Source organism: Micromonospora sp. WMMD1274 (genome assembly GCF_049179035.1).
Classification (GTDB): domain Bacteria; phylum Actinomycetota; class Actinomycetes; order Mycobacteriales; family Micromonosporaceae; genus Micromonospora; species Micromonospora tulbaghiae.
In genome coordinates this window covers 5,600,915-5,623,100 of record NZ_JBMHMG010000001.1, presented here as the reverse complement: position 1 = coordinate 5,623,100, position 22,186 = coordinate 5,600,915, and the positions used below count along the sequence as shown (strand labels likewise).

Annotated in this window: 21 protein-coding genes; 10 read left to right on the top strand and 11 right to left on the bottom strand. The window is 74.6% G+C overall.

The window, feature by feature from the left end; translation table 11 throughout:
• The first annotated feature begins 58 nt into the window (after positions 1-58).
• On the top strand, positions 59-1,648 hold the full coding sequence (locus tag ACN27D_RS26605) for a phospholipase D family protein (RefSeq protein WP_421500282.1): 1,590 nt from the start codon (positions 59-61) through the stop codon (positions 1,646-1,648).
• Here the strand turns inward: ACN27D_RS26605 and ACN27D_RS26600 are convergent.
• On the bottom strand, positions 1,597-2,334 hold the full coding sequence (locus ACN27D_RS26600; RefSeq protein WP_121684316.1) for a hypothetical protein: 738 nt from the start codon (positions 2,332-2,334) through the stop codon (positions 1,597-1,599). The genes ACN27D_RS26605 and ACN27D_RS26600 overlap by 52 nt on opposite strands.
• Positions 2,335-2,667: 333 nt before the next feature.
• Between ACN27D_RS26600 and ACN27D_RS26595 the strand changes: the two genes are divergently transcribed.
• On the top strand, positions 2,668-3,489 hold the full coding sequence (locus ACN27D_RS26595; protein WP_120570625.1) for a SigB/SigF/SigG family RNA polymerase sigma factor: 822 nt from the start codon (positions 2,668-2,670) through the stop codon (positions 3,487-3,489).
• 134 nt (positions 3,490-3,623) lie between these two features.
• Positions 3,624-6,233 carry an ATP-dependent helicase HrpB gene (hrpB, locus tag ACN27D_RS26590; RefSeq protein WP_421500281.1) on the top strand — a complete coding sequence of 870 codons (2,610 nt, stop codon included), beginning with the start codon at positions 3,624-3,626 and terminating at the stop codon, positions 6,231-6,233.
• A 3-nt stretch (positions 6,234-6,236) separates the two neighbouring features.
• Here hrpB and ACN27D_RS26585 read toward each other — a convergent pair whose 3' ends face one another.
• Entirely contained in the window at positions 6,237-6,962 is a 726-nt protein-coding gene (locus ACN27D_RS26585) for a PP2C family protein-serine/threonine phosphatase (RefSeq protein WP_120570626.1), read from the bottom strand.
• Positions 6,963-7,175: 213 nt separating this feature from the next.
• Between ACN27D_RS26585 and ACN27D_RS26580 the strand changes: the two genes are divergently transcribed.
• Together ACN27D_RS26580 and ACN27D_RS26575 are read left to right on the top strand one after the other, a co-directional pair.
• Entirely contained in the window at positions 7,176-9,782 is a 2,607-nt protein-coding gene (locus ACN27D_RS26580; RefSeq protein ID WP_421500280.1) for a glycoside hydrolase family 9 protein, read from the top strand.
• Between the two features lie 44 nt (positions 9,783-9,826).
• Entirely contained in the window at positions 9,827-10,147 is a 321-nt protein-coding gene (locus tag ACN27D_RS26575) for a DMT family transporter (RefSeq protein ID WP_120570628.1), read from the top strand.
• A 12-nt stretch (positions 10,148-10,159) separates the two neighbouring features.
• Here ACN27D_RS26575 and ACN27D_RS26570 read toward each other — a convergent pair whose 3' ends face one another.
• Complete coding sequence (locus ACN27D_RS26570) at positions 10,160-10,690, bottom strand: DinB family protein (protein ID WP_421500279.1); 531 nt, start codon at positions 10,688-10,690, stop codon at positions 10,160-10,162.
• A 316-nt stretch (positions 10,691-11,006) separates the two neighbouring features.
• Between ACN27D_RS26570 and ACN27D_RS26565 the strand changes: the two genes are divergently transcribed.
• The 3 genes from ACN27D_RS26565 (at position 11,007) to ACN27D_RS26555 (ending at position 13,767) form a co-directional block, all read left to right on the top strand.
• The gene (locus ACN27D_RS26565; protein ID WP_357141292.1) at positions 11,007-11,870 is read left to right on the top strand and encodes a hypothetical protein; all 864 of its coding nucleotides are present in this window, start codon (positions 11,007-11,009) and stop codon (positions 11,868-11,870) included.
• A gap of 92 nt (positions 11,871-11,962) precedes the next feature.
• On the top strand, positions 11,963-13,210 hold the full coding sequence (locus ACN27D_RS26560) for an MFS transporter (protein ID WP_421500278.1): 1,248 nt from the start codon (positions 11,963-11,965) through the stop codon (positions 13,208-13,210).
• A gap of 23 nt (positions 13,211-13,233) precedes the next feature.
• Entirely contained in the window at positions 13,234-13,767 is a 534-nt protein-coding gene (locus ACN27D_RS26555) for a GNAT family N-acetyltransferase (protein WP_357141289.1), read from the top strand.
• A gap of 1 nt (position 13,768) precedes the next feature.
• Here the strand turns inward: ACN27D_RS26555 and ACN27D_RS26550 are convergent, their stop codons facing one another.
• Genes ACN27D_RS26550 through ACN27D_RS26530 form a run of 5 tightly spaced genes read right to left on the bottom strand, consistent with a single transcriptional unit; the run spans position 13,769 to position 18,336 of the window.
• Positions 13,769-14,026: a UBP-type zinc finger domain-containing protein gene (locus ACN27D_RS26550; protein WP_421500277.1), complete on the bottom strand. Its 258-nt coding sequence runs from the start codon at positions 14,024-14,026 to the stop codon at positions 13,769-13,771.
• Positions 14,023-15,603 (bottom strand): Na+/H+ antiporter, encoded by a 1,581-nt coding sequence (locus ACN27D_RS26545; RefSeq protein ID WP_121684310.1) that lies wholly within the window; start codon positions 15,601-15,603, stop codon positions 14,023-14,025. The genes ACN27D_RS26550 and ACN27D_RS26545 overlap by 4 nt, the downstream gene beginning before the upstream one ends.
• A gap of 37 nt (positions 15,604-15,640) precedes the next feature.
• Positions 15,641-16,615: a TIGR03885 family FMN-dependent LLM class oxidoreductase gene (locus ACN27D_RS26540; protein ID WP_421500276.1), complete on the bottom strand. Its 975-nt coding sequence runs from the start codon at positions 16,613-16,615 to the stop codon at positions 15,641-15,643.
• A 32-nt stretch (positions 16,616-16,647) separates the two neighbouring features.
• Entirely contained in the window at positions 16,648-18,060 is a 1,413-nt protein-coding gene (locus ACN27D_RS26535; RefSeq protein WP_421500275.1) for an NADP-dependent succinic semialdehyde dehydrogenase, read from the bottom strand.
• Between the two features lie 12 nt (positions 18,061-18,072).
• Entirely contained in the window at positions 18,073-18,336 is a 264-nt protein-coding gene (locus ACN27D_RS26530; RefSeq protein WP_120570636.1) for a DUF6343 family protein, read from the bottom strand.
• Positions 18,337-18,499: 163 nt separating this feature from the next.
• Here ACN27D_RS26530 and ACN27D_RS26525 point away from each other — a divergent pair, with 163 nt between their 5' ends.
• Positions 18,500-19,093, top strand: coding sequence for an antibiotic biosynthesis monooxygenase (locus ACN27D_RS26525; protein ID WP_357795857.1), 594 nt, complete (start codon positions 18,500-18,502; stop codon positions 19,091-19,093).
• Positions 19,094-19,192: 99 nt separating this feature from the next.
• Positions 19,193-20,047 (top strand): GDSL-type esterase/lipase family protein, encoded by an 855-nt coding sequence (locus tag ACN27D_RS26520; RefSeq protein WP_421500274.1) that lies wholly within the window; start codon positions 19,193-19,195, stop codon positions 20,045-20,047.
• Here ACN27D_RS26520 and ACN27D_RS26515 read toward each other — a convergent pair.
• The 3 genes from ACN27D_RS26515 to ACN27D_RS26505 all read right to left on the bottom strand — a co-directional run bounded on the left by ACN27D_RS26515 (position 20,024) and on the right by ACN27D_RS26505 (position 21,899).
• Entirely contained in the window at positions 20,024-20,767 is a 744-nt protein-coding gene (locus ACN27D_RS26515; RefSeq protein ID WP_358192457.1) for an EcsC family protein, read from the bottom strand. The two genes, ACN27D_RS26520 and ACN27D_RS26515, sit on opposite strands and share 24 nt — an antisense overlap.
• 39 nt (positions 20,768-20,806) lie before the next feature.
• On the bottom strand, positions 20,807-20,953 hold the full coding sequence (locus ACN27D_RS26510) for a hypothetical protein (RefSeq protein ID WP_013285352.1): 147 nt from the start codon (positions 20,951-20,953) through the stop codon (positions 20,807-20,809).
• Positions 20,954-21,047: 94 nt separating this feature from the next.
• Complete coding sequence (locus ACN27D_RS26505; RefSeq protein WP_421500273.1) at positions 21,048-21,899, bottom strand: peptidase M23; 852 nt, start codon at positions 21,897-21,899, stop codon at positions 21,048-21,050.
• Between the last annotated feature and the right edge of the window lie 287 nt (positions 21,900-22,186).

Below are 22,186 nucleotides of genomic sequence, written 5' to 3'. Positions count from 1 at the left end.
CGGGGCCCTGCCGGGGGTCCTACCGTGTGAGGACGTCGTCGACCTCGGGGGGTGGAACGTGACTCTGCGGGACTGGTTCCTCACCGCACAGGAACGCGCCAACCCGGGCTCTGAATTACCCGTCTGGACCGATGGAAACCTCGCCGAGCCGCTGATTCACGGTGCCGCGTACTTCGACCGCCTGGTCAGCGAGGTGGAGTCGCTGTCGGCGGGCGACCACCTGTTCTTCACCGACTGGCGAGGCGACCCGGACGAGCGGATGCGCCCGGACGGCCCGACGGTGGCGCAGCTGTTCGCGCAGGCCGCCCAGCGCGGCGTGATCGTCAAGGGCCTGGTCTGGCGCTCCCACCTCGACACGCTCTCCTACAGCGAGGCGGAGAACCGCGACCTCAGCGAGGCGATCCGCGCGGCCGGCGGCGAGGTGCTGCTCGACCAGCGGGTCCGGCGCGGCGGCTCGCACCACCAGAAGCTCGTGGTGCTGCGCCGTCCCGGTGACCCGAGCCGGGACATCGCCTTCGCCGGCGGCATCGACCTGTGCCACAGCCGCCGCGACGACGCCGGCCACGCCGGCGACCCGCAGCCGGTGGGCATGTCCCCCCGGTACGGCCCCACACCGCCCTGGCACGACGTGCAGCTCGCGGTGCGCGGGCCGGTGGTCGGCGCGCTCGACACCACGTTCCGGGAGCGGTGGACCGACCCGATGCCGCTGGACTCGGAGAACCCGATGGCGTACCTGCGGGACCGGCTGCGCGGCTCCGACCTGCGCCCGGATCCGCTGCCCGAGCAGCCCGCCGACCCGCCGCCGTGCGGGCCGCACCACGTGCAGGTGCTGCGCACCTACCCGGCGGTGCGGCCCCGCTACTCGTTCGCCCCGGACGGCGAGCGCACAGTGGCCCGCGGCTACACCAAGGCGGTACGCCGGGCCCGGCGGCTGATCTACCTGGAGGACCAGTACCTCTGGTCGACCGAGGTGGCGGAGCTGTTCGCGCAGGCGCTGCACGAGCACCCGGACCTGCACCTGGTGGCGGTCGTCCCCCGGCACCCGGACGTGGACGGCCGGCTCGCGCTGCCGCCGAACATGGTCGGCCGGGAGCAGGCGCTGTCACTGTGCCACCGGGCCGCGCCGGAGCGGGTGCACGTGCTCGACGTGGAGAACCACGACGGCACGCCGGTGTACGTGCACGCGAAGGTCTGCGTGGTGGACGACGTCTGGGCCAGCGTGGGCAGCGACAACTTCAACCGCCGGTCCTGGACGCACGACAGCGAGCTGTCCTGCGCGGTGCTCGACGACACCCGTGACGAGCGGGCGCCGGCCGATCCGGCCGGGCTGGGCGACGGCGCCCGCGTGTTCGCCCGCGACCTGCGGCTGCGGCTGTGGCGCGAGCACCTGGACCGCGATCCCGGCGGCGCGCAGGACGACGACCTGCTGGACCCGGCGGACGCGGTGGCGGCGATCACCGCGGCAGCCGACGAGCTGGACCGCTGGCACGCCGGGGGCCGGGCCGGTCCCCGTCCGCCGGGCCGGTTGCGGCCGCACCGCCCGGAGCGGTTGCCCTGGCGTACGCGGCTCTGGGCGCTGCCCGCGTACCGGCTGGTCTACGACCCGGACGGCAGGCCGCTGCGGGCCCGGCGCGCCGGCACCTGGTGAAGGTCGGCCGGCTCGTCCGGCACGTTCGGACGGGCCGGGTACGCGAACGACACGCGCGGTGAGTAGAAGCCCCAGCACACGTGCAGCGGGTTGGCCGGACGCAGCGCGTGGACCGGGTGCTCCGGGGCCGGGAACTCCACCGACTCGACCTCGAACGGTGACACCGGCTCGGCCACGTACGGGTAGTCGGTGACGATCAGTTCGCCGTCGTTGCGGGTGAGGTAGCGGTGGTGGCCCATGTGCGCCTCGGTGCCGGTGTGCCCGACCCGGGCGGTGACCCGGATCAGCAGCGTGCCGTCGGCGGCCCGGGTCTCGGCGGTGAGCTGATCGCCCCGCAGGTCGAGGCGGGTCTCTCCGGCGGCGGCCGGCGCGCCTCGCGCGGCGGCGTACCGCCGGACCCGCTCGCTGGAGGAGAGGTAGTGCGTCCACCAGCCGCCGGGTGTCTCGCCGTCGGGCGGGTCCATGTCCGCCAGTGAGACACCCAGGTAGGTGAGCGAGTACGCCCCGAAGCCGGAGGTCTGCGTCTCGTCGTCGACCACGTACTGGTTGACGAACACCTGCCGCTGCGGGTGCGGGCGCAGACCCGCGGGCAGCAGCGTGTCGACCGCGCGGGGATCCGCCGGGAGCCAGCTGAACAGCAGCGTCCGGGCGTTGATGACGAGTTGCGGCGCGGCGGGATCGAGCACGGTGCCTCCGTTGACGTGTCGCTACGGACGGTACGGGCGGTCCCGTCGGCGGGACAACGACAGAAAGGCGACACTTCGGCCGCCTGTCGGGTTCCACGTTGACCGGTCGGGGTACGTCCGGGGCCGACCGGTCGCCGGCGCCCGCCACCCCGCCGAGCGCGATATCGACCGGCTCACACCTTTCGTGGCCGCTTACACCTTAAGTACATCGTACTTTCGGCTAGATTTCCGCAGCACGATCGGGCTATGGTGGCTTCCGAACGTACGACCGAAACCTAAACCTAAGCGTCACGTCTTTTTTCTTCCGTGGACGAGGTGCAGGGAGGACCACCCATGACCGCTCCCACGACCAGCGCCCCGGCGACCACGCCGGCCGCCTCCGCGAAGCTCGACCCCCGCTCGCTCACCGACAGCGCCGCCGACCTGCTCGCCGCGATGGCCGCGCTGCCCGCCGACCACCCGTCGCGGCCCGCGCTGCGCGACCGTGCCATCGAGGCGTGGCTGCCGCTGGCGAACCACCTGGCCCACCGCTACAGCGGCCGGGGCGAGCCCAACGACGACCTGGCGCAGACCGCCGCGATCGGCCTGATCAAGGCGATCGACAAGTTCGACCCGTCGCGCGGCGTCGACTTCGCCGGCTACGCCATCCCCACCATCATCGGCGAGCTGAAGCGCCACTTCCGCGACCGCACCTGGGACATCCGGGTGCCCCGCCGGCTCCAGGAGCTGCGCCTGGCGATCTCCGACGCCAACAGCACGCTGCTCCAGACGCTCGGCCGCTCGCCGACTGTCGCCGACATCGCCGCCCACCTCAAGCTCACCGAGGAAGAGGTGCTGGAGGGTCTGGAGGGCGCCCGCGCGTACAACGCGGTGTCGCTGTCCACCCCGACCGGCGACGGCGAGCGGGCCACCGAGCTGGGCGACCTGCTCGGCGGCGAGGACGGCGAGTTCGAGCTGGCCGAGATGCGGGTCGCCCTCGGCCCGGCGCTCGCCACGCTCGACCAGCGCGAGCAGAAGATCCTCACGCTGCGCTTCTACGGCAACCTGACCCAGTCGCAGATCGCCGAGCAGATCGGCGTCTCGCAGATGCACGTGTCCCGGCTGCTGGCCCGGGCCCTGACCAAGCTGCGCGGTCAGCTCGACGGAACGTACTAGCAAGGGGGGCGGCGGCCGGGTCGGCGGACCCGGCGCTGCGGCCCACCCGGCCCGGTCGGCGGTGCGCCGGCCGGGCCGTTCCGCGTTCCGGGGGCGACGCGGCCCGTCCGGCGGCGCGGTGCGAGAGTGGGTCGGTGCTCGCCGACATCCCGCTCGACCTGCCGGTCCGTCCGGTCCTGCCGGCGCTCGTCGGCGCGCTGCGCGAGCGCGGCGCCGCCGTCCTGGTGGCACCGCCGGGCACCGGCAAGACCACCACCGCGCCGCTCGCGGTCGCCGACGCGGTCACCGGCCGCGTGGTGATCGCCCAGCCCCGGCGGGTGGCCGCCCGCGCCGCCGCGCACCGGATGGCCGCCCTGCTCGGCGAGCGGGTCGGCGGCCGGATCGGGTACGCGGTGCGCGGCGAGCGCCGGGCCGGGCCGCGTACCCGGGTCGAGGTGGTCACCACCGGCCTGCTGGTCCGCCGCCTGCACCACGACCCGGAACTGCCCGGCGTGGACGCGGTACTGCTCGACGAGTGCCACGAACGGCACCTCGACGCCGACCTGGCGCTGGCGTTCAGCGTCGAGGCCCGTGCGACGCTGCGCCCCGACCTGTGGTTGCTGGCGATGTCGGCCACCCCGCAGACCGACCGGTTCGCGGCGCTGCTCGGCTCCGGCGACCCCGCCCCCGTGGTACGCGCCGAGGCCGCGCTGCACCCGGTCGAGCGGGTGTGGGCACCGCCGCCGCGCCCGGTGACCCCGGCCGGCGCCGGCCGGGTCGACCCGGCGCTGCTCGACCACGTGGCAGCCACCGTGCGCCGGGCGCTGCGCGAACGCGACGGTGACGTGCTCGTCTTCCTGCCCGGCGCGGGTGAGATCGCCGCCGTGGCCGGTCGGCTGGGCGGCCTGCGCGAGGTCGCGGTGCTGCCGTTGCACGGACGGCTGCCCGGCCCGGCCCAGGACGCGGCGCTCACCCCGGCCGCCGGGCGGCACGTGGTGCTGGCGACGGCGGTGGCCGAGAGCAGCCTGACCGTGCCCGGCGTCCGGGTCGTGGTGGACGCCGGACTGAGCCGGGTGCCGCGCACCGACCTGGCCCGAGGGCTGGGCGCGCTGGTGACGGTGCCGGTGTCCCGGGCCGGGGCCACCCAGCGCGCCGGCCGGGCCGGACGGGAGGCGCCGGGTGCCGTCTACCGCTGCTGGTCGGAGGCGACGCACGAGCGACTCGCCCCGCAGCCCGAGCCGGAGATCGCCACCGCCGACCTGACCGGGTTCGCGCTGGAGCTGGCCGCCTGGGGCACACCGGACGGCACCGGGCTGGCGCTGCCGGACCCGCCGCCGCCGGCCGCGCTGACGGTGGCGCGGGAGACGTTGACCACGCTCGGCGCGGTGGACCACGACGGCCGGATCACCGCGCGGGGGCGGGCGGTAGCGGCGGCGGGCACACATCCCCGGCTGGCGCGGGCGCTGCTGGACGGCGCGCCCCGGGTCGGCGCCGAACGGGCCGCCCAGGTGGTGGCGATCCTCGGCGAGGACACGCTGGGCGGCACGGGGGACGACCTGCCCGCCCGCTGGCGGCGGCTGCGGGACGGCACCGACCCGGCCGCCACCGCCCGGTGGCGCACCGAGGTACGCCGCCTGCGCGCCGCCCTGCCCACCGACGGCGCAGACGAGCGCCCCGGCTCACCCGCAGGCCCGGCGGACCGGCGACAGACCGGCGCGCCCGCCGGGCGGGCGGCGCAACGGCGCGACGCCGGGCGGCCGGCGGGAGACGAGCGGGAGCGCCTGCCCGACGATCTGGCCGCGGGGCTGCTCGCCGGGCTGGCGTACCCGGAACGGCTGGCCCGGGCGCGGCGGCCGGGCGGGTCCGCGTACCTGATGGCCGGCGGGACCGCCGCGGAGCTGGCCCCCGGGTCGGGGCTGGCCGGAGCGGCGTGGCTGGCCGTCGCGGTGGCCGACCGCTCCCCCGGCGCGCCGGCCGCCCGGGTGCGGCTGGCCGCGCCGATCGACGAGGCGACCGCCCGGGAGGCCGGGGCGGCGCTGCTGCGCGCCGGACGGGAGGTGGCCTGGTCCGGCGGGGACGTGGTGGCCCGCGAGGTGGTCCGGCTCGGCGCGGTCGAGCTGGTCGACCGGCCGCTCACCGCGCCGGAACCGGAGCTGGTCGCGGCGGCGCTGCTGGACGGGCTGCGGCAGGAAGGCCCGGGGCTGCTGCGCTGGACGCCGGAGGCGACCGGGCTGCGCCGCCGGCTGGCCTTCTGCCGCCAGGCGCTCGGTGACGACTGGCCGGACGTCTCCGACGCGGCGCTGCTGGATGGCGCACCCGTCTGGCTCGGCCCGGAGCTGGCCCGCGCCCGGCGCCGGGCCGACCTCGGCCGGGTGGACGTGACGGCGGCGTTGCGGCGGCTGCTGGACTGGCGGCAGGCGGCGCGGCTGGACGAGCTGGCCCCGGAGCGGCTCGACGTGCCCAGCGGCTCGCGGATCCGGGTCGACTACGCCGACCCGGCCGCCCCCGTGCTGGCCGTCAAGCTCCAGGAGACGTTCGGCTGGCGGGACGTGCCGCGCATCGCCGACGGGCGGGTGCCGGTGCTGCTGCACCTGCTCTCCCCCGCCGGGCGGCCGGTGGCGGTCACCGCCGACCTGGCGTCGTTCTGGCGCAGCGGATACCCGCAGGTGCGGGCGGAGCTGCGCGGGCGCTACCCGCGCCATCCCTGGCCGGAGGACCCGACCACCGCCGAGCCGACCCGCCGGGCGAGCCCACGACGTCGGTGAGGGCTACTCCTCGACGACGTCGGCGATCACGACGGTGATGTTGTCCGGGCCGCCGGCCCGCAGCGCCAGGTCGATCAGCCGGGCCGCGCAGGCGTCGCGTCCCGGCTGCTCGCTGAGCACCTCGGTGAGCGTGTCCGCGCGGACCACGTTGGAGAGGCCGTCGCTGCACAGCAGCCAGCGGTCACCGGCCCGGGGCACCATCGTGGCGTACGACGGGGAGACCTCGTCGCCCTGCAACGCCTGGGTCACCACCGCTCGGCGTGGGTGGCTGCTGGCCTGCTCGGCGGTGATGACGCCCTGGTCGACGAGCATCTGCACGAACGTGTCGTCGCGGGTGACCTGCTTGAGCACGCCCTCGCGGTAGAGGTAGGCCCGGGAGTCGCCGACGTGCGCCAGCGCGAGGCAGCTGCCGGTACGGGCGAACAGCAGCGCGGTGAGCGTGGTACCCATGCCCTGGCGTTCCGGGTCCTCCTCGACGGCCTGGCGGATCCGCGCGGTGGCCAGCTCGATCCCGCCCTGGAGCGCGGCGACGAGCGCGTCCTCCGGCGTCTCCACGTCCAGCGGGGCGACCGCGTCGATGGCGATGCGGCTGGCCAGGTCGCCGGCCGCCATGCCGCCCATGCCGTCGGCGACCGCGACCAGCCAGGCGCCCGCGTGCTGAGCGTCCTGGTTACCGCTGCGGATCAGCCCACGGTCGCTCGCTCCGACGGAACGAAGCTTCAGGGTCATGGGTCGCAGCCTGCCAGGTCGAGGGCTCGGATGTCTCTAGGAGATCACTGACATCGTACGTGGCGCGCCGAATCGAACCGCGCGCGGGCGCGCGGCGCTCATCGGGCCGGATCGATTGACAGCGGCGGAACGCGATGGAAACATCGGGCTGATATTGGGAGCGCTCCCAGCTCCCGGTCTCCCCCACCACCCCCGAGCACGGAAGGAACCTCCGTGACCCGATCCCGTCGTCGGCTCGCCGCACTCGCGGCCACCACGCTGGCGCTCACCGGCCTCACCGCCGGCCCGGCGAGCGCCGAGGTGCCGCCGGACGCCCCCGAACAACTCCGCAACGGCGACTTCAGCGCCGGTGTCTCACCCTGGTTCTCGTACGGCACCGGCGACCTCGCGGTCGTCGACGGCCGCCTCTGCACCTCCGTCGCGGCGGGCACCGCCAACCCGTGGGACGCCGGCATCGGCCAGGACGCGGTGCCGCTGACCCAGGGCGCCGAGTACGAGTTGTCCTTCGACGTCTCCGCGACCCCCGGCGCGGCCGTCAAGGCGGTGCTCCAGCTCGGCAGCGCCCCCTACACCACGTACGCGAGCGTCGACGCCACAGCCACCGGCACCGCCCAGCGCGTCACCACCACGTTCACCTCCCCGGCGGACAACCCCACCGCCCAGCTGATCTTCCAGGTCGGCGGCAGCGCCCAGGCGCAGACGTTCTGCCTGGACAACGTGTCGCTGCGCGGCGGGGAGCCGGCGCCGCCGTACGAGCCGGACACCGGTCCCCGGGTCCGGGTCAACCAGGTCGGCTACCTGCCCGGCGGGCCGAAGCACGCGACTGTGGTCACCGAGGCCACCGACGCGCTGCCGTGGCAGCTCAAGTCGGGGGCCGGCGCGGTGGTCGCCAGCGGGCAGACCACGCCGCGCGGCACCGACGCCGCCTCGGCGCAGAACGTGCAGACCGTCGACTTCTCCGCCTACCGCAAGCCGGGCACCGGCTACACGCTGACCGTGGACGGCGAGACCAGCCACCCGTTCGACATCTCCGGCTCGCTCTACGACCGGCTGCGCGCCGACTCGCTGCAGTTCTTCTACGCCCAGCGCAGCGGCATCGCCATCGACGGCGACCTGATCGGCGAGGAGTACGCCCGCCCGGCCGGCCACCTGGGCGTCGAGCCCAACCAGGGCGACACCGACGTGCCGTGCCAGCCCGGCGTCTGCGACTACTCGCTGGACGTGCGCGGCGGCTGGTACGACGCCGGTGACCACGGCAAGTACGTGGTCAACGGCGGCATCGCCACCTACCAGCTGCTGAGCACCTTCGAGCGGACCAAGACCGCCGAGACCGCCGGCGGCGGCGCCGCCCTGGGCGACTCCACGCTGCGGCTGCCCGAGCGCGGCAACGACGTGCCGGACGTGCTCGACGAGGCCCGCTGGGAGCTGGAGTTCCTGCTGCGCATGCAGGTGCCGGCGGGCAAGCCGCTGGCCGGAATGGTCCACCACAAGATCCACGACCGGAACTGGACCGGCCTGCCCCTCTCACCCCAGGACGACCCGCAGCCGCGCGAGCTGCACGCGCCGTCCACCGCCGCCACGCTGAACCTGGCCGCCGTCGCGGCGCAGTGCCAGCGGCTGTACGCCCCGTACGACGCCGCGTTCGCCGCGCGCTGCGGCACCGCCGCGAAGACCGCCTACGCGGCGGCCAAGGCGAACCCGGCGATCTACGCCCTGGCCAGCGACAGCACCGGCGGCGGCGCGTACGACGACACCAACGTCAGCGACGAGTTCTACTGGGCCGCCGCCGAGCTGTGGCTGACCACCGGCGACAAGGCGTACCTGGCCGACGTCACCGGTTCGCCGCTGCACACCGCCGACGTGTTCGCCCCGAGCGGCGCGTTCGGCTGGCAGAGCGTCGCCGCGCTGGGCCGCCTGGACCTGGCCACCGTGCCGAACACGCTGCCGGCCGCGGAGAAGACCCGCATCCGCGAGTCCATCACCGCCGCCGCCGACAGCTACCTGGCCACGATCGCCGGCCAGGCGTACGGGCTGCCGTTCCCGGGCAGCGCCGACGCGTACGTCTGGGGCAGCAACAGCAACCTGGTGAACAACGCGATCGTGCTGGCCACCGCGTTCGACCTGAGCCGGGACGCGAAGTACCGGGACGGCGCGGTGCAGGCCGCCGACTACCTGTTCGGCCGCAACGCGCTGAACATGTCGTACGTGACCGGGTGGGGCGAGCAGCACGCCCGCAACCAGCACAGCCGGATCTTCGGCCACCAGCTGAACCCGGACCTGCCGCGCCCGCCGGCCGGCTCGCTCGCCGGTGGTCCGAACGCCGCGCTCCAGGACCCGTTCGCCGCGAACCTGCTCGCCGGGTGCGCGCCGATGTTCTGCTACGTCGACGACATCAACTCGTACGCGACGAACGAGGTGGCGATCAACTGGAACTCGGCGCTGGCCTGGCTCGCGTCGTTCCTGGCCGACCAGGGTGACGCCGGCGCGGTGCCGGCGCCGTCCTGCGCGGTCACCTACACCACGCACGGGAGCTGGCCGTCCGGCTTCACCACCCAGGTGACGGTGCGCAACGCCGGCACGACGGCGGTGAACGGCTGGAACCTGCGGTGGGCCTTCCTCGGCGACCAGAAGGTGAGCCAGGCCTGGTCGGCGCAGCTCGGCCAGAGCGGAGCCACTGTCACCGCGAAGAACCTGTCGTGGAACGCGAAGCTGGCGCCCGGCGCCAGCACCACGTTCGGCTTCAACGGCACCGCGTCCCGTTTCCCGAACCCGGATCCGGGGCTGGTCACCCTGAACGGAAAGGCCTGCACGGTCTCCTGACCGAGCTGACCGGGCGCCATCGCAGGACCGGGTACGGTCCTGCGATGGCGTACCTGTTCCTGCTCGGCGCGATCACCGCCGAGGTGATCGGCACCAGTCTGCTCAAGGCCACCGACGGCTTCACCCGGCTCTGGCCCACGCTCGGCCTCGCCGTGGCGTACCTGTCCGCGTTCGGGCTGCTCTCGCTGGCCGTGAAGGACATCCCGGTCGGCGTCGCGTACGCGGTCTGGTCCGGCCTCGGCACCGCCGCCATCATGGCGATCGGCGCGGCGTTCCTGGGCGAGCCGCTGAGCGTGACGAAGGTGGTCGGGGCGGGACTGGTCATCGCCGGGGTGGTGGTGCTCAACCTCGGCGGCGCGCACTGAGCACGCCCCCGCTCAGTCCGGCCGCCCCGCCGCCCGCAGCAACCGGAGCTGCCCGATCTCGGCCACGTTCTTCATCAGCTCGGCGTTCACCCAAGCGGCCAGGTCCGCGACGGTGAACCCCGCGTCGGCGGGCCAGGGGTACGCGGACGGCCGGTCCAGGTCGGCCTCGGTCAGCCCGTCCAGCGCGTCGGTCCACTCCGCCCGCAGCCCTCGCAGCCAGGCGACCGTGTCCGCGCCCGGCCCGGGCCACCGGATGTCGTCGCGTTCCCGCGCCGGCCGCTGCCGCACGTGGTCGGTCGCGACCGACCACCACCAGCCGACGTGCCAGGTCAGCCAGGCGATAGTGGGCACCGGCACCGGATCCGGCTCGGTGTCGGCCCAGTCGGGCCGCCACCCGCCGTCCGGGCCGGGACGCATGGTCCAGCAGAGTCTCCCCGGCTCCCAGAGGAAGTCCGCCGGCTCCAGCCGGTCGAGGTGGTACTCGGCGAGCGCCCAGGTCAGGTCGAACTGCCGGCGCAGCAGGGCGGTCACGGAGGCGGGCACCGCGCGATCGTGGCACGGCGGGCGCCCCCGGTCGACCGGTTAACGCGCCCTCCCGGGAGCGGCGTGTCGCCCCGGAACAGAAGAGGTGTCCATCCGGCGGTATGACTCCTGGTCATATTTATGCCTCAGAGTCATACCGCTCGGAAGCTCACCCTTCGTTCGGGCGGGAACTGCCGGCCGCCATCGCGCAGCCAGGCCGGCGCGAGCGCTCTCCGCAACTCGTCCGGCTGCCCGGAGAATCGGGTGGACTCACGTCGGCGGGTGCGCGACCGTGACCCTCGTGGGCGGCGACGCGGAACGTAGGGTTTGGGCGGCAATGCCAGCCGGTAGCCGTGACGCGCTCGCTGCGCTCCCGTCGGCGGACCTGCGAACGCTGCTTCTCGGCGTCGCCCGTGACCGCGCCGAGGCCGTCCGTCCGGCGCAGCTGTTGCGGCGCTGGCGTGAGGACCGGTTCGTCCGGCCGTCCGCGGCCGACCCCCGTGCGCTGTCCCGGGTGGAGGGGCGGATCTGGTCGTTGTTGCCGCCGGACGTGGCCGGGGTGGAGTTGTCGCCGGTGGCGCCACTCGGCACCTGCGCCGCCGTCGCATCGGTCAGCCAGCACCGCATCGTCTCTACGATGCGCGGCACGGAGGTGGTCAGCGACCCGACGAACGCTCTGGCGGTGGAAGCTGCGGCGCGCCGCAGGCAGGCCGACGAGGTGCACCTGGCCGCGATGCACAGAGTGCTGCGGGCGCAGGACTTCGGTCCTGGCGCCTCGGCCCACTTCCGGCTCTGCGCGCTCGTTTCCACCGCGCGGGACACCGGATCGGGACGCACCGAGGCCCGGATGCTCGTCCGGCATCTCGCCTTCTGGCGTGCGGTGCTGGCCGACCTGGTTCCGGCGGCAACACCTCGGCTGCACGTCACGGCTCTGGACGGGATCGTCGGCGACCGGCTCGCCGACACGGTCCGTCCGATGCTCGGTGCCGGCCCGGTTCCACTGCATGACGAGCCCGAGCGGCAACGCGGCCGCGGCTACTACCGAGGTGCGGCGCTGCGGGTCACGGTCCGCGACGGCGAGAGGGAAATCGGTGACGGCGGTTTCACCGACTGGACCGCACGGCTGCTCGGCGACGCCAAGGAGCGCTGTCTCATCTCCTGCCTGGCGACGGAACGCCTCACCGAGGTGGCGGCTCCCTGAGGCATCCTGTGACGGGCGTCGCCGGTTCCGGGGCACCGCCACGCCCGGCCCGCGTCTAGCGTCGACCGCATGGCGCCGGACGAACCCCGCTGATGGGACGCGTCTCGCCGCTCCCGCCGCCCGGGCCGCTACGCACCCTCGCGTACGCCACGCTGGTCAACACGGTCGGCGCGGGGCTGTGGCTGGCGGGCGGAGCGCTCTACCTGACCCGGGACGTGGGACTCTCCGCCACCTCGGTGGGTGCCGGGCTGACAGTCGCCGGGCTGGTCGGGCTGAGCGCGAGCGTGCCGCTGGGCGGGCTGGCCGACAGGTGGGATCCGCGTACGCTCCGGGCCGTCCTCCAGGTGGGCCAGGCGGTCGTCGCGCTGGCGTACCTGATGGTCGGCTCGTTCCCGGCGTTCCTGGCGGTGGCGGTGCCGGAGGCGCTGCTCGCGGCCGGCAACCTGGCGGTACGGGCGGCGCTCGTCGCCGGGGTGGGCGGCCCGGACGGCCGGGTGCACGCCTTCGCCACGCTGCGCGCGGTGGCGAACCTGGGCATCACCGTCGGTACCGCGCTGGCCGGGATCGCGCTCGCCGTGGACACGCACCGGGCGTACCAGGTGCTCGTGGTGGGCAACGCGGCCACCTACCTGCTCTCGGCGGCGCTGCTGCTGCGCCTGCCGCCGCAACCGGCCGCCGCCGGCACGCGACGCACGCCGGGCACGCTGCGGCGCGGCGGCCCGCTGCGGGACGGACGGTTCCTCGCGGTGAGCGGCGCGTCGGCGGTGCTGAGCACGCACGTGACGGTGCTCGTGCTCGTCGTGCCGCTGTGGACGGTGGACCGGGCCGGCGCGCCACCGCCTGTGGTGTCGGCGGTGCTGCTCGCCAACACGGTCCTCACCGTCCTGCTCGCGGTGCGGCTGAGCCGGGGCGCGGAGCGTGCCGCGCCGGCCGCCCGGAAGCTGCGCCGGGCCGGGCTGGTGCTCGCGGCGGCGACACCGCTGTACGCCGTGACCGGCGTCCTGCCGGTGCTCCCGGCGGTCGTCCTGCTGCTCGGCGCGACCGCGGTGTGGACGGTGGGCGACCTGTGGCACGGCGCGGCCGGAGCGGGCCTCGCCTACGACCTGGCCCCGCCGGATGCGATCGGCGCCTACCAGGGCGCGGACGGCCTGGTCGCCGGGCTGGCCCAGGCGCTCGGCCGGGGCCTGCTCACGCTGCTGGTGCTCGGCGGCGGTCCGGTCGGCTGGCTGGTGCTCGGCGGGATCTTCGCCGCCGCCGGGCTGGCCGCCCCGGCGCTGGCCCGCCGGGCGATCGCGGACCGGCCGGTGCCGGAGGCACGACCCGCCGGGGTGCCCGGCTGAGCCCGGTGTAGCAGCATGGCGGGATGACCGACCAGCAGAGCATCACCATCCGCCCGGGTGGACCCGGCGACGCCCCCACGCTGCTGCGGCTGCTCGACAGCGCCACCGCCTGGCTGGCCGAACGCGGGCGTACCGAGCAGTGGGGCACCGAGCCGGCGTCGATCGACCCGCGCCGCATCGCCCAGGCCGACGCGTGGGCCGCCGGGGACGGGCTGCACCTCGCCGAGATCGACGCGACTGTGGTGGGCGCGCTGGTGGTGGGCGCGGCGACCGAGTACGTGCCGCCGGCCACCGAACCGGAGCTGTACGTGAACCTGCTGGTCACCGACCGGGCGTACGCGGGACGCGGGGTCGGGACGCGGCTGCTGGCGTACGCGGCGGAGCTGGCCCGCGAACGCGGCGTCGGCCTGCTGCGGGTGGACTGCTTCCGCAGCCCGGACCGGGCGCTCGTGCGGTTCTACGAGAGCTGCGGGTTCACCGCCACCGAGCCGTTCACGGTGGAGCGGCCGGGCCGTCCGACGTGGACCGGGCAGGTGCTGGAGCGCCGGGTCGGCTGAGTCAGCCGATCTCCTCGTCCACGAAGCACCAGCGCCACGACTCCCCCGGCTGGATCGACCGCATCACCGGGTGCCCCGCGGACTCGAAGTGCTTCGTGGCGTGCTGGTACGGCGAGGAGTCGCAGCAGCCCACGTGCCCGCAGGTCAGGCAGGCGCGCAGGTGCACCCAGTCCGGGTTGCCGATGGCCGCGCAGTCGGGGCACTCGGTCGTGGTGTCCGGTTCGGCCGTGCCCGCCCCGGCAAGGTGCTGGCAACTCATTCGACGGCCTCCTGTCGCAGCATGGACTCCTCCAGATCCAGATCACGATAGGCGCGGGTGAGCGCCTCCTCCGGGATCTGCCCGGAGTCGCGGGCGGCCCGGAACACCTCCCGCTCGGCGTCGATCATCTCCTGCCGCAGGCGCGCGTACGCCTGGGAGGGGGTTTCCCGTTCGGTGCCGCCGAGCCGCTCCCAGGCCAGGTTGGCCCGGGAGGTGGTCAACCCGCGCAGGCGTTCCACCACCGCCTCCGGCGCGCCGGCGGCCAGCTCGTCGAGCCGTTCCCGGGCCGCCCGGCTGGCCCGCTGCTGCACCCCGGCGGCGGACAGCGCGTCCTGCACCGGGTCGTCCGGGGGCAGCCGCAGCCGCCGGGCCAGCCAGGGCAGCGTGGCGCCCTGCCCGACCAGCGTCGCGACGATCACCGCGAAGGCCAGCCAGATGAGCAGCCCGCGCGGGTACGGCGTGTCGCCGGCGAGGGTGAGCGGCAGGCCCAGCGCGGCGGCCAGCGTCACCACGCCCCGCATGCCGGCCCAGCCGATGACGACGGGGAACTGCACCGGCGGCGCCGGGTCGCGCTGCCGGACCCGGGGCACGAGCCGCGCCACGTAGGTGGCCGGGAACACCCAGACGAACCGGGCCAGGAAGACGGCGGCCAGCACCGCCGCGGTGATCGCCACCAGCGAGCCGAACGGCTCGTCGAGGTCGCGGACCACCTCCGGCAGTTGCAGGCCGACCAGCAGGAACACCAGTCCTTCGAGCAGGAACCGGATCAGCCGCCAGAACGCGGTCACCTGGAGCCGGGAGGCGGCCGACAGCAGCGTGGGCAGCTTGTGGCCGATGCCGAGGCCGGTCACCACCACGGCGACCACGCCGGATGCGTGGATCTCCTCGGCGGCGAAGACCACGGCGAACGGCACGATCAGCGACAGCGCGTTGTCCAGCACCGGGTCGGTGATGCGCTTGTGCAGGTAGCCGAAGACCACCACGCCCAGCAGGCCGACCAGGATGCCGCCGCCGGCCGCGACGACCACCTCCCGGGCCACCTCGCCGACGCCGACGCCGCCGGTGGTGGCGGTCGCGGCGACGATCGCCACCCGCAGCAGCACCAGCGCGGTGGCGTCGTTGACCAGGCTCTCGCCCTCCAGGATGGTGACGACCCGCCGGGGCAGGCCGACCCGCCGGGCCACCGCGGTGGCGGCGACCGCGTCCGGCGGTGCCACCACCGCGCCGAGTGCCAGGCAGATCGCGTACGGCAGCTCGGGCAGGAACCAGTGCACGACGGTGCCCACCACGAACGCGGTGAAGATGACCAGCCCGACGGCGAGCAGCAGGATCGGCCGCAGGTTGAGCCGGAACGCCGGCACCGACGTCTCCAGCGCCGCCACGTAGAGCAGCGGCGGCAGGATGCCCACCAGCACCAGGTCCGGGTCCAGCCGCACGTGCGGGAAGAACGGCAGGAAGGACAGGGCGAGGCCGAGCACCACCAGCAGGATCGGTGCCAGCAGGCCGAGCCGGCGGGCCAGTGCCGCACCGAAGGTCGCGATGGCCAGGAAGACCACGACCTCGAACAGAGCATCCACGAACGACGAGCCTAGGCGTCGAGGGGCCGATGTGTGATCAGGCGGCGGAGCGCAGCTTCGGCAGCACCTCGGCGCCGAACGTGTCGATGAAGGCGCGCTGCTCCTGCCCGACGTGGTGCAGCGCGATCTGGTCGAAGCCCAGCGCCACGTACTCCTCCAGCCAGCCGATGTGCCGGCCCAGGTCGGCGGAGACGTTCACGGTCTCGGCGACCTTGGACATCGGCACGTCGGCGCTCGCCACGTCGAAGTGCTCGGGGGTCTCCAGGTCCCAGCAGACCGGCGGCGCGAACACGTTGCTGCGCCACTGCTCGTACGCGATCGACTCGGCCTGCTCCTGCTCGGGCGCCCAGCTCACGTGCACCTGGAGGTGCAGCGGGCCGCGTCCGCCCGCGTCCCGGTAGGCGTCGATCATCCGCCGCAGGTGCTCGACCGGCGCGTTGACGGTGATCAGCCCGTCCGCCCATTCGGCGCACCAGCGGGCGGTGGCGATGCTGACCGCGGCGCCGACCAGGGCGGGCGGCTCCTCCGGCCGGGTCCACAGCTTCGCCCGGTCCACTGTGACGAGCCCGTCGTGGCTGACCTCCTCGCCGGCGAGCAGCGCCCGGATCACGTCGACGCACTCGCGCAGCCGGGCGGTGCGGACGTCCTTGCGTGGCCAGACCTCGCCGGTGATGTGCTCGTTGGCGGCCTCGCCGGTGCCCAGCGCGGCCCAGAACCGGCCCGGGTACATGGCGCCGAGCGTGCCGATGGCCTGCGCGATGATCGCCGGGTGGTAGCGCTGGCCGGGCGCGTTCACCACGCCGAAGGACAGGTTCGTGGCCTGGAGCGCGGCGCCGAGCCAGGACCAGGCGAACCCGGACTGGCCCTGCCGCTCGCTCCAGGGCGAGAAGTGGTCGGAGCACATGGCCGCGTCGAAGCCGGCGCGCTCGGCGTGGATCACCGCCTCCAGCAGCCGGGCCGGGTGGATCTGCTCGTGGGATGCGTGGAAGCCGAACGCCGTCATGGTCGCCACTCCTACCCGTGACGGCGTCCGGCCAATCGCGTCTACTCGGAGTGCGCGCCCGCGCCCGCGCCGGCCTCGCCCTCGCCGATCCACACGGTCTTGGTGTTGCAGAACTCGCGCATGCCGGCGGCGGACAGCTCGCGGCCGTACCCGGAGTTCTTCACGCCGCCGAACGGCAGCTCCGGGTAGGACGTGGTCATGCCGTTGATGAACACGTTGCCGGCGTCCAGGTCGACGGCGAAGCGCTCCTGCTCGGCCGGGTCGTTGGTCCAGGCATTGGAGCCGAGGCCGAAGCTGGTGCCGTTTGCGACCTCGATCGCCTCGTCGTACGACCCGACCCGGTAGAGCCCGGCGACCGGCCCGAACACCTCCTCGCTCCACATCCGCATCTCCGGGCGCAGGTCGGTGACCACGGTCGGCGGGTAGTACCAGCCGTCCCCGGCCGGCTTCTCGCCGCCGCACAGCACCGTCGCGCCCTGGTCCACCGCGTCGGTGACCTGGGCGTGCACCTCGTCGCGGCCGCGCTCGCTGGCCAGCGGGCCGACGTCGGTGCCGTCGTCCATCGGGTCGCCGACCCGCAGCGCCGCCATCCGGGCGGCGAACTTCTCGGCGAACGCGTCGAAGACGTCGGTGTGCACGATGAACCGCTTCGCCGCGATGCAGGACTGCCCGTTGTTCTGGCAGCGGGCGGTGGTGGCGACCTCGGCGGCGGTGTCCAGGTCGGCCGAGGGCATCACCACGAACGGGTCGCTGCCGCCCAGCTCCAGCACCGTCTTCTTGATCTCCCGGCCGGCGATCTGGGCGATGGACCGGCCTGCCGGTTCGCTGCCGGTCAAGGTCGCGGCGCGGACGCGGGGGTCGCTGAGGATCCGGTCGACCGCGTCGGAGCCGACCAGCAGGGTGGTGAACGCGCCCTCCGGGAAACCGGCCCGGCGGAACAGGTCCTCCAGGTAGAGCGCGGTCTGCGGCACGTTGGAGGCGTGCTTGAGCAGGCCGGTGTTGCCGGCCATCAGCGCCGGGGCGGCGAACCGCATCACCTGCCACAGCGGGAAGTTCCACGGCATCACGGCCAGCACCGGGCCGATCGGCTGGTAGCGCACGTACGCCCGCTTCGCCTTGACCGCGGCGGCGTCGGCGGGCTCGTCCGCGAGCATCCGGGGTGCGTTGTCGGCGTAGAAGCGGCAGGCGGTGGCGCACTTGGTGACCTCCGCCTTCGCGGCGGCGTACGTCTTGCCCATCTCGGTGGTCATCAGCCGGGCCGTCTCGTCGCGCTCGGCGTCGAGCAGGTCGGCGGCGGCGGTGAGCCACCGGGCCCGCTGCGCGATGGTGGTCTCACGCAACTGCCGGAAGGCGAGGTCGGCCCGCTCGATCGCGGCGTCGATCTGCTCGTCCGACATCGCCTCGTACGTCTTGAGCACCTGTCCGGTGGCGGGATTTGTGGTGGCGATGGGCATCTCGTACTCCTGTCACTCGAACAGCGAGTGCCGCACGCCCGGTTCCTCCCGGCGGCGCGCGGCGCGGCGGCGCTGGATCACGACCAGGTCGACCACCGCCACCACGGCGAGCAGCGCGCAGACGACACCCAGCCAGGCGACGTCCGCGGCGAACGCGAGCACCGCGAAGACGGTCATCACGACCAGACCGAACGTGGCGAGCGCCAGCCGCAGGTTCAGGGCACTGTTGGCGTGGCCGACCGTGCCACGGGCGCGACGGGGCTGTGATCGGGTCATTCCTGGGGCCTACCCCGGCACGGGCGGGGATAACCGGCCGGCGCGGGAACGCCGGTGATCCGGGACACCCGGCGGGCAGGCGCCGGATGCGCCCGGCGGGTGGGTGCGTTACATCGGTGCGCCGGTTCCGGCGGAGATCCCGCGGGACGGTGGAGAGGATGGCATGACCACGACGCAGGCCGTACCCGTGACCGTCGCCGTGTCCCGGCGCGCCGATCCGGCGCGTACCGACGAGGTGGTGGCGTGGATGCGGGCCGGGACGGCGCTCGCGGAGAGCTTCCCGGGCTTCCTCGGCGCCGGTTTCGTCCGCAGCGCCCCCGGCTCGGGCGAGTGGCACGTGATGTACCGCTTCGCCGACGCGGACACGCTGCGCGGCTGGGAGGACTCGCCGCAGCGGCGCTGGTGGCTCGGCTCGGCGCAGGGCATCGTCGAGCACACCCGGGTGGAGCGGCGCACCGGCATCGAGGGCTGGTTCGACCCGCCGGTGGACCACGTGGTCGAGACGTTCGGCGAGCCGGAACCGGCCGCGCCGCCGCGCTGGAAGCAGGCGGTCACGATCTGGCTGGCGTTCTTCCCGCTCAGCCTGGCCGCCACGCTGCTGACCACCCGGTTCCTCGCCGGCGTGCCGCTGGCCGGCCGGACGCTGCTGATGACGCTCGTGCTCACCCCGCTGATGACCTACCTGGTGCTGCCCCGGATCACCCGGGCGCTGCACCGGTGGCTGCACGGCCGGCCTGCGCCGACACCACAGATGTGAACGACGGTGGTCGATGCCCGATAGCCGACAGAACTGCCGCCGGAACTCCGCCGGGGCATAGGGTCGACGCGCCCGTTGCCGCCGCCGGACGGGGGACCGATGAGACGCTGGACCGCCGCGCTGGCCTGCCTGGCGGCGCTCGTCGCGCTCGCCTGTGACGGCTCCGGCGAGGCGTCGCCCCGGCCGTCCGGCACGCCCCGCCCCGGCGAGCCGCGGGTGCTGGTCGCGCTCGGCGACTCGGTGAGCACCGGCTACGGCTCCTGCCTGGTGCTGGTGAGCTGCGAACGCAACTCCTGGTCGACCGGGGACGGCCTGCGGGTGGAGAGCCTCTACCGGCGGCTGCGCGCGGACGTGCCGGGGCTGCGGGCGTACAACCGGGCGGTGCCCGGGGCCCGCGCGTCCGCGCTGACCGGCCAGGCCCGTTCGGCGGTACGCGACAAGGCCGACCTGGTCACCGTGCTGATCGGGGCGAACGACGCCTGCCGGGGTGACGTCGACGACATGACGCCGGTGGAGACCTTCCGCGACCAGGTCGACGCGGCGCTGGGCGTGCTGCGCGAGGGCCGGCCGAAGGCCCGGGTGCTGGTGGCCGGCATCCCGGACCTTTACCGGCTCTGGCAGATCGGGCACACCGAGCCCCGCGCCGTGCGGGCCTGGTCGCGGGGCGTCTGCCCGGCACTGCTGGCCGACGCCACGTCGACCGCGCCCGCCGCGGTGGCCCGCCGGGCCCGCGTCAGGGACCGGATCGAGGCGTACGACGGGCAACTGCGCGCCGCCTGCCGGGCGTACGGGTCACGCTGCCGCTGGGACGGCGGCGCGGTGCACCGCCACCGCTTCACGCTGGACCAGGTCAACGCGCTCGACTGGTTCCACCCGAACGCGGCCGGTCAGGGCCGACTGGCCGAGGTGACCTGGAACGCCTCCGGCTGGTCAGGGCTGACGCGGGCCGGGTAGCTGCCGGGGACCGGCGGCGCGGTAGAGGGCGCGCGTGCGGTCGGCCAGTTCCTTGGTCGCCGACGAGTTGGCCCAGGTGCCGAGCACGATCGCGGCACCCGGCACGACCTTGGCGAACATCCGCTTGGCGGCGCGCACCCCGGCCATCCGGGCCAGCCGGACCCCGAGCTGGAGCATCACCCGGCCCAGCGCCCGGTCACCGGCGGAGCCGAACAACGCGCCGGCCCGCTCCCGGCCGGCCGCCACCCCGAGCGCCAGGCGTGCGGTCTGGGCGGCCTTGTGCACCCGCTGGAGCACCAGCAGGTCGGTCGCCCGGTCGGGGTGCGTCGGGTCGGCGCCGTAGGCGGCGGCGACGTGCAGCACCAGCCGGGCCTGGGTCCAGGCCAGCACACCCACGTCGATCACCGCGCCGGGCAGCCCGGCCGCGCCGGACACCGCGCCGGAGAGCCGGGCGTGGTTGACGAACTTGCGAACCGCCTGGTCGGCCAGCTGTTCCGGCGGCGCGTCCGGCCGTAGCGCCCGCTCCCGGGCGGCCCACTGCGCGGCCTCCGGGCCGAGCCGGCGTACCGCCTCCAGGGCGAGGTGCTCCGGCGCGTACTGCGGGTCGTCCCGCATCCGGTCCCACAGCTTCGCCGGTGGCGCCTCGGGCGCCTCCACCGGCGGGACGGGGGTGGTGGGGACGGCGTTGGGCTCCCCGTCGACGGGGGCGGGGTCGGTCACGAAGGGCTCCGGAGGCTCGTGCGGCGGGGGTGACGCGGGTCAGCGCCGGCGCGACTGCAGCCGGTTCGCGATCTGCCGCAGCCGGGCCTGGTTCTCCGGCTTCGACATCTCACGCCGACCGCGGTCGACCAACTGCTGGCCCCGCGGCGACCGCAGGAAGGCGGTGATCCGTTGCATCAGCGACATGAGGGTCCTCCCGTCCCGCGGTCCCCTTCATGTGTACCTGGGACCGGCAAGTCCCTGATACCCGAATCGGCCCTTCGGCAACCACCCGTCCGGGTCAGCCCAGGATCTCGGCCACCACCTCGCCGGCCCGCCACTCGTGCTGGGCGTACGCGTCCGGGAACGCCGAGATCTGCACCGCCTGGGCCGCGACCGAGAGCGGCAGGTCCTGCCAGCCGGGGATCTCCGCCAGCGCGGACAGGAACGCCTTCGTCGCGTACTCCGGGTCCATGAGCTGCTCGACGGTGCCCCAGCCGCTGCTCGGGCGCTGCTGGAACAACCCGACCGAGTCGTGGTCCCAGCCGATGGCCTGGTGCGGGTAGCTCTGCGACTCGGGCAGCACGCCGCTGGCGTAGTTGAGCAGGGTGCTCTCCTGCATGGCGGTCGCCACCGCGATGACCAGGGCGCGGCGCGGCATGCCCGACTCCTTGCCGGCCTGCACGATCTTCTTCGCGTTGTTCATCTGGGTGCGGTCCAGGCCGGCGACCGGGACGATCTGCCGGACGGTCTTCTTCGGCTTGGGCTTGGCGGTCGCCTTCGGGCTCGCCGTCGCGGACGGGCTGGCGCTGGGGGTGGGGGTGGTGGGGGCGGTGCTCGGCCGGGCCATGGCCCGGGAGGCGGCGTCGACCTCCGCGCGCTCGGCGACCTCAGCCGAGGGCGCCGGGCCGGCGGCGCGGTCCGGGGCGCCGAAGCCGGCCTGGCTGACGCCGACCAGGCCCAGGCAGCAGGCGGCGCCGGTGGCGACCGCCAGCTTCGTCCGGCCGGGCCGGGGGTTCGTGGGTGCCCAGAAGCGGGTACGCCGGACCAGTCCCCGGAGTGTGGTCAACCGGTTGGTGGAGGGGGTATCGTCCGAACGGTCAGCCGGGCGGCCGGAGCCGAACGGGTCGTCGAGGTTGCCGTCGTTACGCATCCGACGAGGCTAGGCAGGGCAAACCGGGATCACCCAGGCCGAAAGGGTGGCCCTCGCCACACTCTGGCCCCCGCAACCCGGGCATCGCGCCACAGCCCGGCGCAGGGCGCGGCAGACCTCGGGAAGCGGGCCAATCACCCGTGCTCCCCGGCCGGTCGCGACGCGGGCACGAACCTCGCAGACCTCCCGGTCCCGTCCGATGATCGACTAACTCGTCCGTTCGGACGATCCGGATATGGGTCGCCGGACCGGGGCGTAGCCGAATCGTGATCATCATCCGGGCATCG

What these genes read in the sequence shown, in the direction of transcription:
- ACN27D_RS26595 (WP_120570625.1), top strand. Translation starts at nt 2,668, where the DNA reads ATGACCGCTCCCACGACCAGCGCCCCGGCGACCACGCCGGCCGCCTCC.
- ACN27D_RS26585 (WP_120570626.1), bottom strand. Translation starts at nt 6,962, where the DNA reads ATGACCCTGAAGCTTCGTTCCGTCGGAGCGAGCGACCGTGGGCTGATC.
- ACN27D_RS26575 (WP_120570628.1), top strand. Translation starts at nt 9,827, where the DNA reads ATGGCGTACCTGTTCCTGCTCGGCGCGATCACCGCCGAGGTGATCGGC.
- ACN27D_RS26565 (WP_357141292.1), top strand. Translation starts at nt 11,007, where the DNA reads ATGCCAGCCGGTAGCCGTGACGCGCTCGCTGCGCTCCCGTCGGCGGAC.
- ACN27D_RS26560 (WP_421500278.1), top strand. Translation starts at nt 11,963, where the DNA reads ATGGGACGCGTCTCGCCGCTCCCGCCGCCCGGGCCGCTACGCACCCTC.
- ACN27D_RS26555 (WP_357141289.1), top strand. Translation starts at nt 13,234, where the DNA reads ATGACCGACCAGCAGAGCATCACCATCCGCCCGGGTGGACCCGGCGAC.
- ACN27D_RS26550 (WP_421500277.1), bottom strand. Translation starts at nt 14,026, where the DNA reads ATGAGTTGCCAGCACCTTGCCGGGGCGGGCACGGCCGAACCGGACACC.
- ACN27D_RS26535 (WP_421500275.1), bottom strand. Translation starts at nt 18,060, where the DNA reads ATGCCCATCGCCACCACAAATCCCGCCACCGGACAGGTGCTCAAGACG.
- ACN27D_RS26530 (WP_120570636.1), bottom strand. Translation starts at nt 18,336, where the DNA reads ATGACCCGATCACAGCCCCGTCGCGCCCGTGGCACGGTCGGCCACGCC.
- ACN27D_RS26525 (WP_357795857.1), top strand. Translation starts at nt 18,500, where the DNA reads ATGACCACGACGCAGGCCGTACCCGTGACCGTCGCCGTGTCCCGGCGC.
- ACN27D_RS26520 (WP_421500274.1), top strand. Translation starts at nt 19,193, where the DNA reads ATGAGACGCTGGACCGCCGCGCTGGCCTGCCTGGCGGCGCTCGTCGCG.
- ACN27D_RS26510 (WP_013285352.1), bottom strand. Translation starts at nt 20,953, where the DNA reads ATGTCGCTGATGCAACGGATCACCGCCTTCCTGCGGTCGCCGCGGGGC.
- ACN27D_RS26505 (WP_421500273.1), bottom strand. Translation starts at nt 21,899, where the DNA reads ATGCGTAACGACGGCAACCTCGACGACCCGTTCGGCTCCGGCCGCCCG.